Source organism: Marinomonas pontica (genome assembly GCF_026191375.1).
Classification (GTDB): Bacteria; Pseudomonadota; Gammaproteobacteria; order Pseudomonadales; family Marinomonadaceae; genus Marinomonas; species Marinomonas pontica.
Genome location: NZ_JAODTL010000019.1, coordinates 1 through 15,113 on the forward strand (window position 1 = coordinate 1; position 15,113 = coordinate 15,113).

Here is a 15,113-nt window from a genome sequence, read left to right on the forward strand (position 1 = left end):
CGTTTTACGCAAAACATGGGGACTGAGCCAAGAGCAAGCCGCGAAAGTTTTTGGTGGTGGTCCAGTTGCTTTCTCAAAGTATGAAAAGGATGACGTAATGCAATCGGATTCTATGGATAGGTTGCTGCGTATGGCGGAAGCGTTTCCGATGATGCTAGAGAAGCTAATACAAGACGCAGGTGTTACCTCCAATAAAGAGCCTGTATGGGAATCTGTGCAGTTTGTTGATTTCTCCGTAACCACTAAACAAAGTCTGACAGTCGTGAGTTCTCATATCTTAAGTGAAGAGGTGGCCTATGGCTGCTAAAAATAGTGTGAGCTTGCAAAAAGCCATTGATAGTCTGTCTATTCAAGATGTCTATTTAAAGTCTTCTCAAGCAGAATGCTGCGAGGATTTTGACCCTAAACGTACGGAACATAACGAGTTGCTTGTTCAGCAAATGCACTCAGTGCGCAGAAGTGAAGTGCTTCAGGCAAGTGAAGATGAGCTGATTTTAAAAGTGTATGTCCGTTTGGGGACTCGCTGGGTTCTTCCTGTAGAGGGGCAGGACCCTGAAATAAAAGCCTTTGTAGAAGCGGACTTTATTGCAGAATATGCCATGGCTGAGTTGTTGAAAACCGAAGCGGTTGATGAATTTTCGTTAAAAAACGCTAGTTTCCATGTTTGGCCTTACTGGCGTGAGTTCTTAAGTTCACAGTGTGAGCGTTTACGTCTTCCTAGACTGATATTGCCAGCCGTTCAATTTAACCGTTGAATCAAGACTGCTAGATTTTATCTGCTCAGTGACTGGCCTCGCCCCCAGAAGGGGACGGTGCCGTAACTCCTTCTACACATGGTAGATGAGATGTATGAACAATAAGTACACAAAGCAAATATATCAATCTCCTAATTAACAACATACTTCTGTGTATTGAAAAACCACTCAATTAAACCTTATCGATGGCCTCGTGGTGAGGCTGATGTGGCATCTTAACCATGAGCAACTTACAGCAAGCCGCAAAAAATTTATTTGCGAGGAGGCTGATTACGAATCGACTCTCGCTCGCGTCATGGTGTCCAGTCGATACCAGCTGAATGCCATACACATCGCCAGCATCAACAACAAATACGGGAAGGCGTTCGCACTCATGGCTTCGATGATGGGCCCGGTTAACGAGGGGGCGACTAGAGCACCAAGCCCACAGCACACAAAAACGTATCCTGTGCGTTTGCCGTCCAGCGCCATGATGCTGTTTGCATAGGAAAACAGCATGGGGAAAAACGCCGAACATCCTAGCCCCAGCCACAGCGCGGCCAACACCAGCGAAGCGTCTGATACCACCATGAGCAGGCTGCCGGTCACGCTGATGGCCAGCAGGCCATAAATGCCTTGGCGAGGCGTTATCCAGCGCAGTAAAAACACCGAAAGTAAACGCCCAATCGATAAGCTAACAAAAAACCATGTGACTAAAATGGCGGCGGCATTGTGATTAATGCCCAATAAAATCGCGTAGGTACTGATCCAGCCTGCGATGGTGATTTCAAACCCGACGTACAAAAAGATGACCAACAAAAACGCCAAAAAGGTGGTCTTTTGTTTGGTCTCAGGCACCGTTTCAGTGCTTCTGGCTTCGAACCTAGGGCTGGGTTGTTTCCACAAAAACAGCGGCAATATAAGCGCGTACAGAGCGACCATCCAATATCCCCGCGCCGTAGCCGTGACCGGTCCATTCTGCAAAGATTAAAATCAGTGGCGCGAGCATGCAGCCTGAGCTGTAACACAGATGCAAGATCGTCACATACGAGCCCACTTTGTCTTTATGCAACCACAGCATCATCATATTGCCGCCAGCGTTGACCGACACTTCGGCCGCGCCGAGCAAGAAAAACAGCGCCACCAGCATGGTCAAGCTGGTTGAAAAAGGCACCAGAAACAATCCAACAATCACGCACAGCAGCATAACGATCAAATAATGATGACCTTGCCAACGATCAAACATGCGACCCGCCAACAACGCGCCCAGAATATTTCCTATGGCTCTGGCGCTGAATACAATCGATATTTCCGCCACAGAAGCGTCGATCAGGTCAGACAGGTAAATCAAACTCGGTCCCAACAGACCCGATACCGCGCCCGCGGCAATAAACATGGCGCAATAAAGCCCCGTACGCGTTAATTCCTGCATAGTGTTTTCCATTTTTTTATTATTTGCCACGCTCGAACCAGAGTTCGAATCCACACATTGACATTGGATTTAATCACGCAACTTGATTAATTAATAGAGAGCATAGAAAGACCGGAAAAAGAAAACACCCACAGTGTTGTTCACAGAAGCTGAAACAGCAAAACAAGAAAAAGAAAAAGAAAAACAAGAAAAAGAGGAGAAGTTAAGAGAGCAAGCACCAACTCATCTTTTTGTGCCGCCACATTGAGCGGCACAAAAAGACCATTAGGCAAAGGGAAAAGACAAGGCGCGTTAACCTTTCCAAATTAGCCTTTTAAAAATTGTCCAACCCAAACCATGAGCTGCTGATTGTCTATTGCGTCCTGTGCGACCGTCTGACGCGCTTTAGCAGCGACTTCTGGCGTTAGCGTGACACCATCGTACAAATCGATCAATTCGTTCTCATACGCCTTCGAGAATTCAGGATGGCCTTGGAACGTCAAAATACGATCTTGATAAATCAGCCCCGCGTACTGACAAAAATCACTGCTCAAAAAGCTCGACATTTTTTCCGGTTTTTCCAACACTTGGTCTTGGTGGAAAGCACAAAACGCGATGTCTTTCTGAGTCAACGGGGTTTCAACCTCGTTAGACACTTGGTAATGGTGAATCCCTACCCCCCAGCCGCCGTCAAATTTACCAACGCGACCACCCAATGCTCGCGCAATGACTTGGTGACCGAAGCAAATCCCCACCAGCACTTGTCCCTTGGCGTCTATCTCTCGGATAAACTCACACAAACGAATGATCCATGGATCATCGCCATAAGCGTCCGATTTAGAACCGGTAATCAGCCAAGCATCACAACAGTCGATGCTGTCTGGGAACTCATCCAAGCGCACATCAAAAATTTCGAACGACAATTCTGGCTCTAACACAGCAATCTGTTGAGCAAACATCTCCGCGTATGTTGGGTACTTAGAGCGCAATACGTCGGGCGTAATGCCCGCGGCGAGAATTCCTATCTTCATGAATTATTTACCTCAAAAAACACAGCGGTTAAGGATTTTGGAAACGATTTTGACGGCGCATAATGAAAATGGCCGCGATGACCGCAATCGAGACAACCAATATCATCAGCGTCGCTAACGCATTGATTTCTGGTGTAACACCAAGTCGAACTTTGGAGAAAATCACCATCGGCAAGGTCGAATTCCCCGGCCCTGACACAAAGCTCGCAATCACCAAATCATCCAATGACAAGGTGAAAGACAGCAACCAACCCGACAAGATGGCAGGAGCAATCAACGGCAAGGTAATTAAGAAAAACAACGACACAGGCTTAGCGCCCAAATCCATCGCCGCTTCTTCTAAGGTCTCGTCCATGGACGACAAACGCGATTGAACCACCACCGCCACGTACGCCAAACAAAACGTCGTATGCGCGATGACAATCGTGGTCGTGCCTCGACCTGCAGGCCAACCGAACATGCTTTCCATCGCTACAAACAACAGCAACAGTGACAAACCGGTGATGACTTCTGGCATCACCAATGGCGCCGTCACCCAGCCTGCCATCATGGTTTTACCACGAAACTTGCCCATTCGGCTCAACACAAAGCCCGCTAACGTGCCTAATATGGATGCCAACGTCGCGCTAATAAAGGCGATTTTTAAGCTCACCCACGCGGCGTCCATGATCTGATCATTTTGAAACAGCTCCACGTACCATTTCAGCGACCAACCACCCCAAACGGTCACCAATTTGGACTCGTTAAAGCCGTAGATGATCAAAGCCACAATGGGCGCGTACAAAAACAAAAAGCCGAAGCCAGCACTAAGCTTTAGCGCTAAAGAATGATTTTTCATTACATCGCCTCCTTGTTGCCATTACGCATGAACATAATTGGACCCACCAAAACAATCAGCATAATGATCGCAACCGCTGAGGCCAGAGGCCAATCTCGGTTCGAGGAAGAACTCATCCCACAACACACGACCAATCATCAGCGTATCTGAACCGCCTAACAAGGCAGGAATAACAAACTCGCCGACCGCCGGGATAAACACCAATAAACAGCCCGCAATGATGCCCGGCTTCGCCAGAGGCAACGTCACCAGACAAAACGCTCTGCCACGGTTTTGCACCGAGGTCTTTCGCGGCTTCAATTAGGCTCATGTCCATTTTTTCTAGCGTGGTGTACAGCGGCAGAATCATAAACGGCAAATAGGTATACACAATGCCAATGTACACAGCGACGTCCGTTTGTAGAATTTGCAATGGCTGATCAATTAACCCCAGTGACATCAAGGTATCGTTGACCAAACCGTTCTTTTTCAACAATGACATCCACGCGTAAACGCGCAATAAAAACGACGTCCAGAAAGGCAAAATAACCAATGACAACAATATCGTACGAGAGGTCGGACCACTGCGGGCGATAAGATAAGCAATCGGAAAACCAATCAATAACGTAAAGAACGTCGACACCGCGGCAATGCGTAAAGAACTCAAATAAGCGTCTAAGTAAAAGCGCGATTCAAACAAAAATAAATAGTTGCCAAAGGTCACTTTGAGGGTCGCGTACGCGTTGCTAGGGTCCCATTCCAACAAAGGCGAGTAGGGCGGCACCGCAATCATCGCCTCAGACAGGGATATTTTAAACACCACCAAAAATGGAATGAAGAAGAATGCCGCCAACCAAAGCATTGGCATCAGGATCACACACCAGCGACCCAGACGAATAGTTTGCAAACGCTGCAATAGGTTCGGTCGAGTTGTATTGCTGGAAGTGGTCATCATGATGTGAGTACCACGCTGCTATCGGCATCCCAAGACAGATACACATGATCGTCCCACGTTAGGCGCTCGCCCGTATCCCGTTGGGTATTGGGTTGGGTAATGCGCACTTCTTTACCTGACAACAAACGAACTTTGTAAATCGACTGACTGCCCATGTACGCGACTTCGGTAATCACCCCTTCAGCGGAATTATTTGGCGTATTGGAGGCGTTACGCGCAATGCGCATCTTTTCAGGGCGAATCGCCACGCTGACGACTTGGTTCGGCGCACAGCTGATGCCGTGATCCAAATAAATAAGGCCATTGGTGTCATCGCATTGGATCGCCGCGCTGTCGCGCTCATCCGACACCACGCTGCCGCTAAACAAATTCACGTTACCAATGAATTCCGCAACAAAACGGTTGTTTGGGTATTCGTATACTTCGTGAGGCTCGGCGGTTTGGACGATCACACCGTTGTTCATTACACCAATGCGCGTGGCTAATGTCATCGCTTCTTCTTGGTCATGAGTAACTACCACAAAAGTGATGCCTAGCTCGTCTTGTAATCGCATCAATTCGAACTGTGTTTCTTCACGCAATTTTTTGTCCAACGCGCCCAATGGCTCATCCAACAACAGCAGTTTAGGGCGTTTCACCCAAGGAGCGCGCCAACGCCACACGCTGACGCTGACCACCTGACAACATATGCGGTTTACGACGAGCAAGATGCCCCATTTGTACCATTTCCAAGATATCAGCGACGCGTTTTTTGACTTCGTGGCTTGGCAAACCTTCACGTTTTAAACCAAACGCGACGTTGGCTTCGACGGTCAAATGCGGGAACAAAGCATAAGACTGGAACATCATATTAACAGGGCGCTCCCATGGCGGAACATTCGACATGTCCACGCCATCGATGATGATGCGACCCGATGTAGGCGACTCAAAACCCGCCAACATACGCAATGGGGTACTTTTACCGGAACCCGACCCGCCCAACAGACAGAAGAGTTCATTCTTATAAATATCCAGAGAGACGTTATTCACCGCCGTGAAGTCGCCGAACGTTTTATTGATTTGTTCAATGCGAACGAAAGGCTCAGCGTCTTTTTGACGCCAAGTTGGCATCGTTTGAGAGGTAACGATGGGGGAAACAGAAGACACAGACATAAAACACACCTGTCAGCATGGTAAGTATTCAAGAAGGGCGACACCTAATGGTGTCACCCACGTACAGAAGGCTGCTTAGCGACCGGTTTTAATGTTCGTCCAAGCACGTGTCAATTGGCGATCAAAACGCGCCGTGTGAGCCACTTGCACAAACAGTTTTTCTTTTACTTCCTGAGTTGGGTACACACCTTTGTTAGTGGCCACTTCTTCGTCTAGAAGAGGAACCGCCGCGGTGTTTGGCACAGCGTAGAACACATAGTTCGAAATGGCCGCCGCGATGTCTTTTTTCAGGATGAAATCGATAAATTTGTGTGCGGCTTCTGGGTGAGGCGCGTCCGCAGGAATCGCCATCAAATCAAACCACACCAAGGTGCCTTCTTTTGGAATCACAAACTTGATATCAACGCCTTGACCGGCTTCTTCGGCGCGGCTTTGCGATTGCAAAATGTCACCGTTATAACCAATCGCCACACACACATCGCCATTGGCTAAGTCAGAGATGTATTTACTGGAGTGGAAATAACGCACATTGTCTTCGGCAACCGACATCAATTTGGCCGATTCCGCTAGGTCATCTTTGTCTTCTGAGTTTGGATCAACGCCACGATAATTATTCACAACCGACATCACTTCCGCAGGAGAATCCAACACCGCAATACCACAATCGTTCAGTTTAGCCGCAATGCTTGGGTTAAATAAAATATCCCAAGAATCGATATCCGCTGTACCCAAACGCTCTTCGATCATCTTGGTGTTGTAACCAATGCCGATCGTACCCCAGGCGTAAGGAATGTTGTGCACATTGCCCGCATCGTGTTTTTCGATTTGCTTCGCCAATGTTTGATCTAAGTTGCCATAATTGCTCAGCTTGCTCTTATCGATGGCTTGGTAAACACCCGCTTTTACTTGACGCTCAAAGAAGGAGTTAGATGGCATAACCACGTCGTAGCCAGAGCCACCCGCCATCAGTTTTGCTTCCAACACTTCGTTGCTGTCGTAAACGTCGTAGTTTACTTTGATGCCCGTTTCTTTAGAGAACTGCTCCAAAGCACCTGGCGCCATGTAATCCGACCAGTTGTATACGTTTAGAACGTCTTCGGCGTAACTGCTCACAGCAAAAGTCGATGCCGCACCCGCGATCAATACACTCAATACATTGCGTTTCATGTGAAATTCTCCAATTTACAGCCAAGGTTACATTGGCTGGTTCCAGTTGTGATGTCGTTTTGCTTTTCAGCAAAGCCTCTAACGGACTCTATTTTTTAAAGTAACTCTTTTTAAGCTGACTCTTTCTAAAGTGGTTTCGTATAAAGTGACTGTTTTTGCAGTCACTCTTCTAAAAGCCACCAAGTCTAAAAGCCACCAAGGTTCGCAACGCACTTACAAATACGCTTCGTATTCCACATTGGAAATACGGCCGTGTATTTTTTGCTGTTCTTGTTCTTTTGCCGCACCATACACTCGGACAAATTCTTCACCCAAGTATTCACTCAAGAAGGCACTGTCTGCAAACGATTCCGTCGCCAATTCCCAACGATTGGGTAGCGGTTCGAAACGTTCTGACATCGCGTACGCATCGCCTTCAATCGGCTGTGGTGGCGACATTTTTGTTTCAATACCATGCAAAGCAGCCCCTAACACGGCTGCCAATACTAAATAAGGATTCGCATCCGCGCCAGCCACACGATGTTCTATACGACGCGCGACATTATCACTTTCGGGAATGCGTACCGCGACAGTGCGGTTTTCATAGCCCCAGCTCGCAAACGTCGGCGCATGCGCTCCGGTTTGGAAACGGCGATAAGAATTCATATGCGGCGCAAACACAAGCATAGAATCAGACATATGGTTCAATAATCCCGCCACCGCTTGCTGCAATAAGCCTGAGCCTTCTTCGGTGCCGTTGTTAAACACGTTATTGCCTTGCTCGTCCAACAAACTAAAGTGAACGTGGAAGCCGTTACCGCTTTTATCTGCGTACGGTTTCGCCATGAAAGTCGCACCAAAATCATGCTGACGTGCAACCCCTTTGATCAGGCGCTTAAACATAATCGCATGGTCGGCGGCGAGAACAGCGTCGTTGCAATGCTTCATGTTGATTTCGAATTGACCGGGGCCTAGTTCAGAAATAATGGTGTCCGCAGGAATGCCTTGAATCTCACACGCGCGGCGAACTTCGGCGAAAAAGCCTTCTAAGCCGTCCATTTCTTCAATGGAATAGCAGTCGGTTTTGTTCAAACGCACACCGTTGCCTTCTACGATAATAGGAGGAGAAGGTCGACGCTGAGCTTCGGACTGGCCGTCTAACAGGTAAAACTCCAACTCCGTCGCCACCACAGGTGTGTAGCCTAAATCTTTGAAGCGCTTAACAATGCGCGTCAATATTTGGCGAGGGTCTGGGTAAAATGGAGTGCCATCGGCGTTGTACATCATCGCCAAAATTTGGTCGCGAGCCGATTCCGCCCACGGCACAGAAATAGGTTCAGGGTGAACGGCAAAACACACGCCGTCACTGTCTCCCGTTTCGAAAACCATACCATTGTCGAGAACATCGTCACCCCAGTGGTCAAAACCAATCACTGAGTGAGGAAGTTTTACCCCTTGCGTCATGACGCTTTTTAAACCGCTGGAGGGCATGCGTTTACCACGCAAGTTGCCGTTTAAATCTGTGATGAACAGATCAAATTCGTTGTTCCCTTCGTACATATCCGACATAAAATGTTCTCTTATGAAATTAGTCTTACTGCGGAAGACGTTGTGCTTACTCGTCTGATAATCGAACTTTACTTCGATTTTCATATTGCTTGCACAGGATTAAAGCCACATTCTTCCGATATAAATCACCTTAACCCGAGCAAATGATGTGAGTAACTATCCCCGAGTGGGTATATGCAAAGATGGAACCACTTGTATATAAATCACACTCTAAAAGATGACTGCTTTTCTTCACTTTCAGCTATTTTGCTGATATGTATTAATAAAGAATCGCCTTAATGTGTTTGAGGACAGCGCTTTCGAGCGATATAAGCCGAAAAATCATTCAGGTTATGCATTCATTTTTACTACAGAAAGAATAAAAAAGTCGATGGAAATTTTGCGCCAGCGGAGCAATTTTAGGGATGAAGACAAAACCGAGTAAAAAGTCGACTTGAACTCAACCCAATCGACACATTAAAAATAGCCAGCAGTGTGCGTTTTATCCGTTTCTCGTTTGAAGCCGTACACTCAGAGCAAGTTCATGACGCTGGATAACACGGCGATACATGACAAAGGATTTCAGAACAATGCAGAAAAACACCCTAAGAGGGCAATTGTCTTTACCCGACTTAATGAAAGACCTCGGCGCGCTTACCAATCACATTCGGGTACCCAGCTTTCCTATTGCGTTAGAAGGGGTGCTCAGCAACCTGTGCTATTTCGATACCATCATTATCGTGACCTACAAAAAAGCGCTAAAGCCACTGCTGATCCATCCGAGTGACCCAAGTGAGCAAAGTCACACCCTGCGTATGTATTTAAACAAGGCCTACTTGCTAGATCCCTTGTTTAACGCCATACAACACGGGATCGCACCGGGCGTTTATCGTTTGGTCGACATGTCACCCGATTCATTCGAAGAAACCGAATACTACCAAACCTGTTACCGCAACTTTGACTTAGTCGATGAAATCAACATCTTGGTGGAATTAGACGCGGCCACTACCTGCGCCGTGTCATTAGGCCGACAAAAAGCCGTCGGCTCGATTCGCCGAACAGAACTGAACAATTTGAAAAGCGTTTTCCCCATGTTAGAAGCCTTGATCCGCCAATTTTGGCTCACGCAAGCGGGGGAGTTCGTCGAGAGGGAATCCAGTACAGGGCCGTTAAAATACGCACTGAAAACCTTTGCGCATGGCGTATTGACCACCCGCGAGCAGGAAATTTTGGGCTTGTTATTGAAAGGACACTCGTCAAAATCCATTGCGAACGAATTAGGCATCAGTGCCGGAACCGTCAAAGTACACCGCAAAAACATTCACGCGCGATTAGACACATCCACGCAGTCAGAAATTTTTACTTTGTTCCTCAGTCACTTAGATGCCTTAGACAGAGAAAAAAGCTAATCAACCTAGAAGATGCCCAAAGAACGACTATTCTGGTTCATTCAGATGTCGTTCTAGCACGCACGTCAGCATCAATTTTAAATCGTCGAGGGTACGCGCAGCGCGGCGTTCATTTTGGTTCACAACAACCAGATAGGTACTGTGTGTTACTTCTAGGTACAGACGCGCAATACGTTCCCGCTCGCGAATGTGCTTTTTAAAGCCTAAGCGTTTGAACACCTTAGCCATTTGAGAAATCACCATGTCATCATGGCGTTCGTCTAATTCACGCAATTCCTGCACCGAAAACATGGCTTGCACCAAACGTAATACCGCGCGCTGTTGGCGATAAGTACGCAAATTAATGTCGACAACTTGATCAATAAAGTTGGGCAGCGTCATGTCTTCTAAACGCCACTCCTGAATGTCTTTTAAAACGTCTTCGATGCTGTCCAGCCAAGACTTGCCCATGGCATACAAAATGGCGTGTTTATTGGGAAAGTAATGGTACAAAGACCCCACGGAAATACCGACTTCTTTCGCGATAATCGCCGTATTCAGATCGTTCAAACCAACGGTTTCTAACAATTCGCTGGTCACGTCTAAAATTTGTTGCGCGCGTTTAATCGAACGAGACTGCACAGGCTCGCTACGAGGCGAAACAGATTGCATGGTTTTCATTGTCGTAGGGGGGTTGGCCATGATCGGGATTGGCTTCCTTATAAACAGAGAACATCAAATAAAGTGTTTAAATTATACACATACCCATGAACACTAAACACACCCATCGCACAGCGTTCGTCGCATTACGGCAACCGGTCTAACATCGAGTAATACAACATGCCAGCGACCAAACCTGGCCAGCGAAGTAGGGTACCACCGGGGAAGTCTCGCATCGGCAGCTTTTCGAAGGCATCCACTTCTTCTAACGAACCTTGCACCGCTTTAGCGAAGATCGCACCGGCGTAGGTTGCCATCGCCACGCCATGACCAGAATAACCTTGCGCCACAAAAATATTTTCCTGCTGTCGCGCAATGTGCGGCATTCTGTTTAACGTAATCGCCAAGGTGCCACCCCACGCATAGTCGATACGATAATCACCTAACTCTGGGTAAGTAGCTAGCATGTGTTTTTTAACAAACCCAGCAATGTCTTTCGGAAAACGCTGACTGTAATTTTCACCGCCACCCCAGAGCATTCTTCTGTCTTTGGACAGACGATAGTAATTCACCACAAATTTCGAATCCGCCACCGCGATACGGTCTGGGTTGATCCGATCCGCAACGCGTTCAGGAAGCGGCTCTGTGGCAATAATAAAGTTATTGATCGGCATGATTTTTCGCGCCGCCGGACCGTTCAAGTGACCAAGATAGCCATTGCACGCAAACAACAAATAACGACAACGCACGCGCCCTTTGGCGGTTATGACTTCAGGTTGCTGGCCATCCGTGTATTCCAATACCGCAGAATTATCGTACAACTTCGCCCCATGGGCTTCTGCCGCTTTCGCCAACCCAAGCGCAAAGTTAAGCGGATGAATGTGCGCGCCTTCTTTGTACCATTCACCGCCGTAGTAACGATCTGTACCTAATTTATCAGCGACGGTTTTTGCATCTAGGAACTCAACACCCTCGTATTTAAGCTGTTGACGCTTGTATTCAACGGCGTCTTTTATGTCCGTTGCGTGGCTTAGTTTAGACGCCACATGCAGCACGCCAGCCGTTAAATCACAATCGATTTGGTATTTTTCGACCAAGTCCTTGACCAATTCCACCGAGTCCAGCGAGGTTTGCCACAACACATCCGCCGTCTCTTTACCGACTTTATTGACCATCTCTGCGTGGCCCATGTTATGGCCTTGGCAAATTTGTCCGCCGTTGCGCCCAGAAGCGCCCCAGCCAATGTCATTGGCCTCCAATAACGTCACTTGAAACCCCGCTTCCGCAAGATGCAACGCCGCAGAGGTTCCCGTAAATCCGCCGCCTATAATGCAAATATCGGCACTGTGATCACCCACTAGCTGAGGACGACTTTTGTACTCTTTTGCGGTTGCCTCATAGTAAGACGGTTCGTGTTTGCTCAAGGGGCACTCCTGTCATAATCCAAAACTCAATAACCGAATGATTGATCGATTTTATAGGCAGTGTCAATTGTAATATGAACTTATTTTTTGACAAGGTGTTGATTTAATGATCAAAGTAAAATAATGTTTAAACCGAAGTATTATTCGGGTTGTGAAATCATAAACCCAACCAAAAGAGCCAGTAAAAAACACATTACGGCGTAGGAACATTCGTTAAGCAGCCAACTTAAGGTGAGTTATGACAGAGTTTGAAGCTTTTTTAAAAGAGCATGCAATTACTGAAGTCGAGTCAACACTAGCAGACATGACAGGGAACGCGCGGGGTAAGTTTTACCCGACGTTCAAGTTCCTTGCAGAAAAGACAGGGCGCATCCCTGAAACAGTTCTAGTGCAAAGTGTGACCGGAGACTGGGCCGACAATCATTACGATATTGTCGACGCCAGCGACCGTGACATGGTGTTGAAACCCGACCCAAATACTCTGCGCATGGTGCCATGGGCCGACGAACCTACGGCTCAAGTAATCAACGACTGCTACACCACCGATGGCAACCTGCATCCGTTGGCCAGCCGAACGATTTTGCGTCATATTTTATCGCTTTATGAAGCGGAAGGCTTAAAACCCGTCATCGCACCAGAAGTCGAATTTTATCTGATTCAACCCAATACCGACCCAGATTATGAGCTAAAACCGGCAGCAGGGCGCTCCGGCAAACGCGAAACCTCACGCCGCTCATACAGCATTGATGCGGTCAACGAGTTCAACACCATCATTGATACGCTTTACAGCTATTGCGAAGCTCAGGGATTGGACGTAGACACCTTGATCCACGAATCTGGTGCCGCGCAAATGGAGATCAACTTCATTCATGGCGACCCATTGGATTTGGCAGATCAAGTGTTTGTGTTCAAACGCACGCTTCGAGAAGCCGCACTCAAACACGGTGTGTACGCCACCTTCATGGCAAAACCGATGAAAGACGAACCCGGCAGCTCGATGCACATTCACCAAAGTTTGGTGGACGCCAAAACCGGTAAAAACGTCTTTGACGACAACGGTAAACCGAGCGAATTGTTCTACCATTATTTAGGGGTTGCAGACGTACACACCCAACGCGATCTCTTTCTTCGCGCCAAACGTCAACTCGTATCGCCGTTTTTCACCAGAAATGGCCGCGCCTATTAACATGAACTGGGGATTTGATAACCGTACAGCAGGGCTGCGTATTCCATTTGCACCGCCACAAGGCACGCGCATCGAAAACCGTTTCCCCGGTGCCGACTCCAACCCGTATCTCGCCATCGCGGCGACGTTGGCGTGTGGTTATTTAGGCATGAAGCAAAAGCTACAACCCACCGATCCGATTAAAACGAATCAGCCACCGTCCGATTACCCAGAAGTGGAAATCGCTCGAACGCTAGAAGAAGGCCTACGTTTGTTAGAAGAATGTGAGCCATTATGTGACATCTTAGGCAATGACTTTGTCACTGCTTATATGGGTGTAAAACGCAGTGAGTTCGAAACCTTTAACCGGGTAATCAGCTCATGGGAACGCGAGCATCTATTGTTGAATGTGTAATTATTTTTAATCCACAGAGCATCACGACAAGGATAAAAAAGCCTTGCGTGGTGCATGTAGCGTTATCACTAAAGGAAGCAAATCATGACACAGAAAAACCGTAAAATGCGTCAACTGTTACCCATTGCGGGTATGGTCTGTGCGTTAGGCACAACGGCAACGTCCGTTTCTGCCGAAACGCTAAAATTCTTCAACTGGTCGGATTACATTGCCGAAGACACCGTTGAACGATTTGAAGCCGAGACGGGCATTCAAGTCATCCAAGACGTTTTTGACAGCAACGAAGTGCTGGAAGCAAAACTGCTGGCGGGCAATTCGGGTTATGATTTGGTGGTGCCGACGGCGTCTTTCATGGGGCGTCAGATTCAAGCGGGCGTGTTTGGCAAATTGGACAAGGCCAAGTTACCGAATCTAAAACACCTCGACCCAGAACTATTGTCCTTCCTTGAAGCGGTCGATCCGGGCAACCAATACGGCGTACCGTATTTGTGGGGCACAACGGGCATTGGCTACAACGTCGACAAAGTCAAAGAAGTTCTAGGCGACGATGCTCCCGTAAACAGCTGGGATTTGGTGTTTAAACCAGAAAACATGGCCAAGCTGCAAGAATGCGGTGTTATGTTTTTGGACTCACCTGACGAACTGTACCCACTGACATTGAATTATTTGGGCAAAAACCCCAACAGCCGCAACCCACAAGATTATGCGTTGGACAGCGAAGCAGTCAAACTGCTGAAAGACGTGCGTCCTTATGTGACACAATTCCATTCTTCTCAATACATCAGCGCGCTTGCTAACGGCGACATCTGCGTGGCCATTGGTTGGTCTGGCGATGTGATTCAAGCCCAAGACCGCGCGATCGAAGCCGATAATGGCGTGAACATCGAATACAGCATTCCAAAAGAAGGCACGCAAATCTGGTTTGACATGCTTGCCGTGCCAAAAGAAGCCGAAAACAAAGACGCTGCGTATCAGTTCATCAATTTCTTATTGCGTCCAGACGTCATTGCCGATGTCTCAAACTACGTGGCGTACGCGAACCCTAACCTCGACGCGATGGCGCTGCAAGACCCTGATATTTCGAGCAATGAAGGCATTTACCCAAGCAGCGAGGTGAAAAAGAAACTTTTCGCACAAAAAGTTCGCGGCCTAAAAATCGAGCGTTTGATGGTGCGTCTATGGACGGACATTAAAACCGGACGCTAAGAAGCGGTAACCCTAGCGTAAAACAAAAATAGCCTAGCGATGCGTCGCTAGGCTATTTTTA

General features: G+C 47.7%; 12 protein-coding genes and 3 pseudogenes. 5 read left to right on the forward strand and 10 right to left on the reverse strand.

Going from position 1 to position 15,113, the window contains the following annotated elements; translation table 11 throughout:
* Both N5P32_RS02680 and N5P32_RS02685 read left to right on the forward strand, forming a co-directional pair.
* Positions 1 to 307: type II toxin-antitoxin system MqsA family antitoxin (locus N5P32_RS02680; RefSeq protein WP_265727648.1), on the forward strand; the 307-nt coding region annotated here is incomplete at its 5' end.
* Entirely contained in the window at positions 297 to 755 is a 459-nt protein-coding gene (locus N5P32_RS02685; RefSeq protein WP_265727649.1) for a hypothetical protein, read from the forward strand. The genes N5P32_RS02680 and N5P32_RS02685, both read left to right, overlap by 11 nt.
* A 270-nt stretch (positions 756 to 1,025) precedes the next feature.
* Here the strand turns inward: N5P32_RS02685 and N5P32_RS02690 are convergent, their stop codons facing one another.
* The 8 genes and pseudogenes from N5P32_RS02690 to N5P32_RS02725 all read right to left on the reverse strand — a co-directional run bounded on the left by N5P32_RS02690 (position 1,026) and on the right by N5P32_RS02725 (position 8,815).
* Complete coding sequence (locus N5P32_RS02690) at positions 1,026 to 1,676, reverse strand: MFS transporter (protein ID WP_265727650.1); 651 nt, start codon at positions 1,674 to 1,676, stop codon at positions 1,026 to 1,028.
* Entirely contained in the window at positions 1,618 to 2,166 is a 549-nt protein-coding gene (locus tag N5P32_RS02695; RefSeq protein WP_265727651.1) for an MFS transporter, read from the reverse strand. The genes N5P32_RS02690 and N5P32_RS02695 overlap by 59 nt, the downstream gene beginning before the upstream one ends.
* 305 nt (positions 2,167 to 2,471) lie before the next feature.
* The gene (locus N5P32_RS02700) at positions 2,472 to 3,176 is read right to left on the reverse strand and encodes a glutamine amidotransferase-related protein (RefSeq protein ID WP_265727652.1); all 705 of its coding nucleotides are present in this window, start codon (positions 3,174 to 3,176) and stop codon (positions 2,472 to 2,474) included.
* A 28-nt stretch (positions 3,177 to 3,204) separates the two neighbouring features.
* Positions 3,205 to 4,014, reverse strand: coding sequence for an ABC transporter permease subunit (locus N5P32_RS02705; protein ID WP_265727653.1), 810 nt, complete (start codon positions 4,012 to 4,014; stop codon positions 3,205 to 3,207).
* Positions 4,014 to 4,945, reverse strand: a pseudogene (locus N5P32_RS02710) (ABC transporter permease subunit). Before N5P32_RS02710 ends, N5P32_RS02705 begins: the two are co-directional and overlap by 1 nt.
* Positions 4,945 to 6,100: pseudogene (locus tag N5P32_RS18145) on the reverse strand (ABC transporter ATP-binding protein). Before N5P32_RS18145 ends, N5P32_RS02710 begins: the two co-directional pseudogenes overlap by 1 nt.
* A gap of 75 nt (positions 6,101 to 6,175) precedes the next feature.
* The gene (locus tag N5P32_RS02720) at positions 6,176 to 7,267 is read right to left on the reverse strand and encodes a polyamine ABC transporter substrate-binding protein (protein ID WP_265727654.1); all 1,092 of its coding nucleotides are present in this window, start codon (positions 7,265 to 7,267) and stop codon (positions 6,176 to 6,178) included.
* Between the two features lie 213 nt (positions 7,268 to 7,480).
* The gene (locus N5P32_RS02725; RefSeq protein WP_265727655.1) at positions 7,481 to 8,815 is read right to left on the reverse strand and encodes a glutamine synthetase family protein; all 1,335 of its coding nucleotides are present in this window, start codon (positions 8,813 to 8,815) and stop codon (positions 7,481 to 7,483) included.
* Positions 8,816 to 9,384: 569 nt separating this feature from the next.
* On the opposite strand from N5P32_RS02725, the gene N5P32_RS02730 reads away from it, so the two are divergent.
* Positions 9,385 to 10,203 (forward strand): helix-turn-helix transcriptional regulator, encoded by an 819-nt coding sequence (locus N5P32_RS02730; RefSeq protein WP_265727656.1) that lies wholly within the window; start codon positions 9,385 to 9,387, stop codon positions 10,201 to 10,203.
* Positions 10,204 to 10,230: 27 nt separating this feature from the next.
* On the opposite strand, the gene N5P32_RS02735 is transcribed toward N5P32_RS02730, so the two are convergent.
* Both N5P32_RS02735 and N5P32_RS02740 read right to left on the reverse strand, forming a co-directional pair.
* Positions 10,231 to 10,884, reverse strand: coding sequence for a TetR/AcrR family transcriptional regulator (locus N5P32_RS02735; RefSeq protein ID WP_265727657.1), 654 nt, complete (start codon positions 10,882 to 10,884; stop codon positions 10,231 to 10,233).
* Between the two features lie 104 nt (positions 10,885 to 10,988).
* On the reverse strand, positions 10,989 to 12,266 hold the full coding sequence (locus N5P32_RS02740; RefSeq protein ID WP_265727658.1) for an NAD(P)/FAD-dependent oxidoreductase: 1,278 nt from the start codon (positions 12,264 to 12,266) through the stop codon (positions 10,989 to 10,991).
* A 238-nt stretch (positions 12,267 to 12,504) separates the two neighbouring features.
* On the opposite strand from N5P32_RS02740, the pseudogene N5P32_RS02745 reads away from it, so the two are divergent.
* A pseudogene (locus N5P32_RS02745) lies at positions 12,505 to 13,846 on the forward strand (glutamine synthetase family protein).
* 84 nt (positions 13,847 to 13,930) lie between these two features.
* Positions 13,931 to 15,052, forward strand: a complete 1,122-nt coding sequence (locus tag N5P32_RS02750) for an extracellular solute-binding protein (RefSeq protein WP_322783814.1) — start codon at positions 13,931 to 13,933, stop codon at positions 15,050 to 15,052.
* Positions 15,053 to 15,113: the final 61 nt, after the last annotated feature.

Bases quoted from the DNA above. Each gene is read 5' to 3' on its own strand.
- N5P32_RS02695 (WP_265727651.1), bottom strand. From the start codon at position 2,166: ATGCAGGAATTAACGCGTACGGGGCTTTATTGCGCCATGTTTATTGCC.
- N5P32_RS02700 (WP_265727652.1), bottom strand. From the start codon at position 3,176: ATGAAGATAGGAATTCTCGCCGCGGGCATTACGCCCGACGTATTGCGC.
- N5P32_RS02730 (WP_265727656.1), top strand. From the start codon at position 9,385: ATGCAGAAAAACACCCTAAGAGGGCAATTGTCTTTACCCGACTTAATG.
- N5P32_RS02735 (WP_265727657.1), bottom strand. From the start codon at position 10,884: ATGGCCAACCCCCCTACGACAATGAAAACCATGCAATCTGTTTCGCCT.
- N5P32_RS02690 (WP_265727650.1), bottom strand. From the start codon at position 1,676: ATGGTCGCTCTGTACGCGCTTATATTGCCGCTGTTTTTGTGGAAACAA.
- N5P32_RS02705 (WP_265727653.1), bottom strand. From the start codon at position 4,014: ATGAAAAATCATTCTTTAGCGCTAAAGCTTAGTGCTGGCTTCGGCTTT.
- N5P32_RS02685 (WP_265727649.1), top strand. From the start codon at position 297: ATGGCTGCTAAAAATAGTGTGAGCTTGCAAAAAGCCATTGATAGTCTG.
- N5P32_RS02720 (WP_265727654.1), bottom strand. From the start codon at position 7,267: ATGAAACGCAATGTATTGAGTGTATTGATCGCGGGTGCGGCATCGACT.
- N5P32_RS02750 (WP_322783814.1), top strand. From the start codon at position 13,931: ATGACACAGAAAAACCGTAAAATGCGTCAACTGTTACCCATTGCGGGT.
- N5P32_RS02725 (WP_265727655.1), bottom strand. From the start codon at position 8,815: ATGTCGGATATGTACGAAGGGAACAACGAATTTGATCTGTTCATCACA.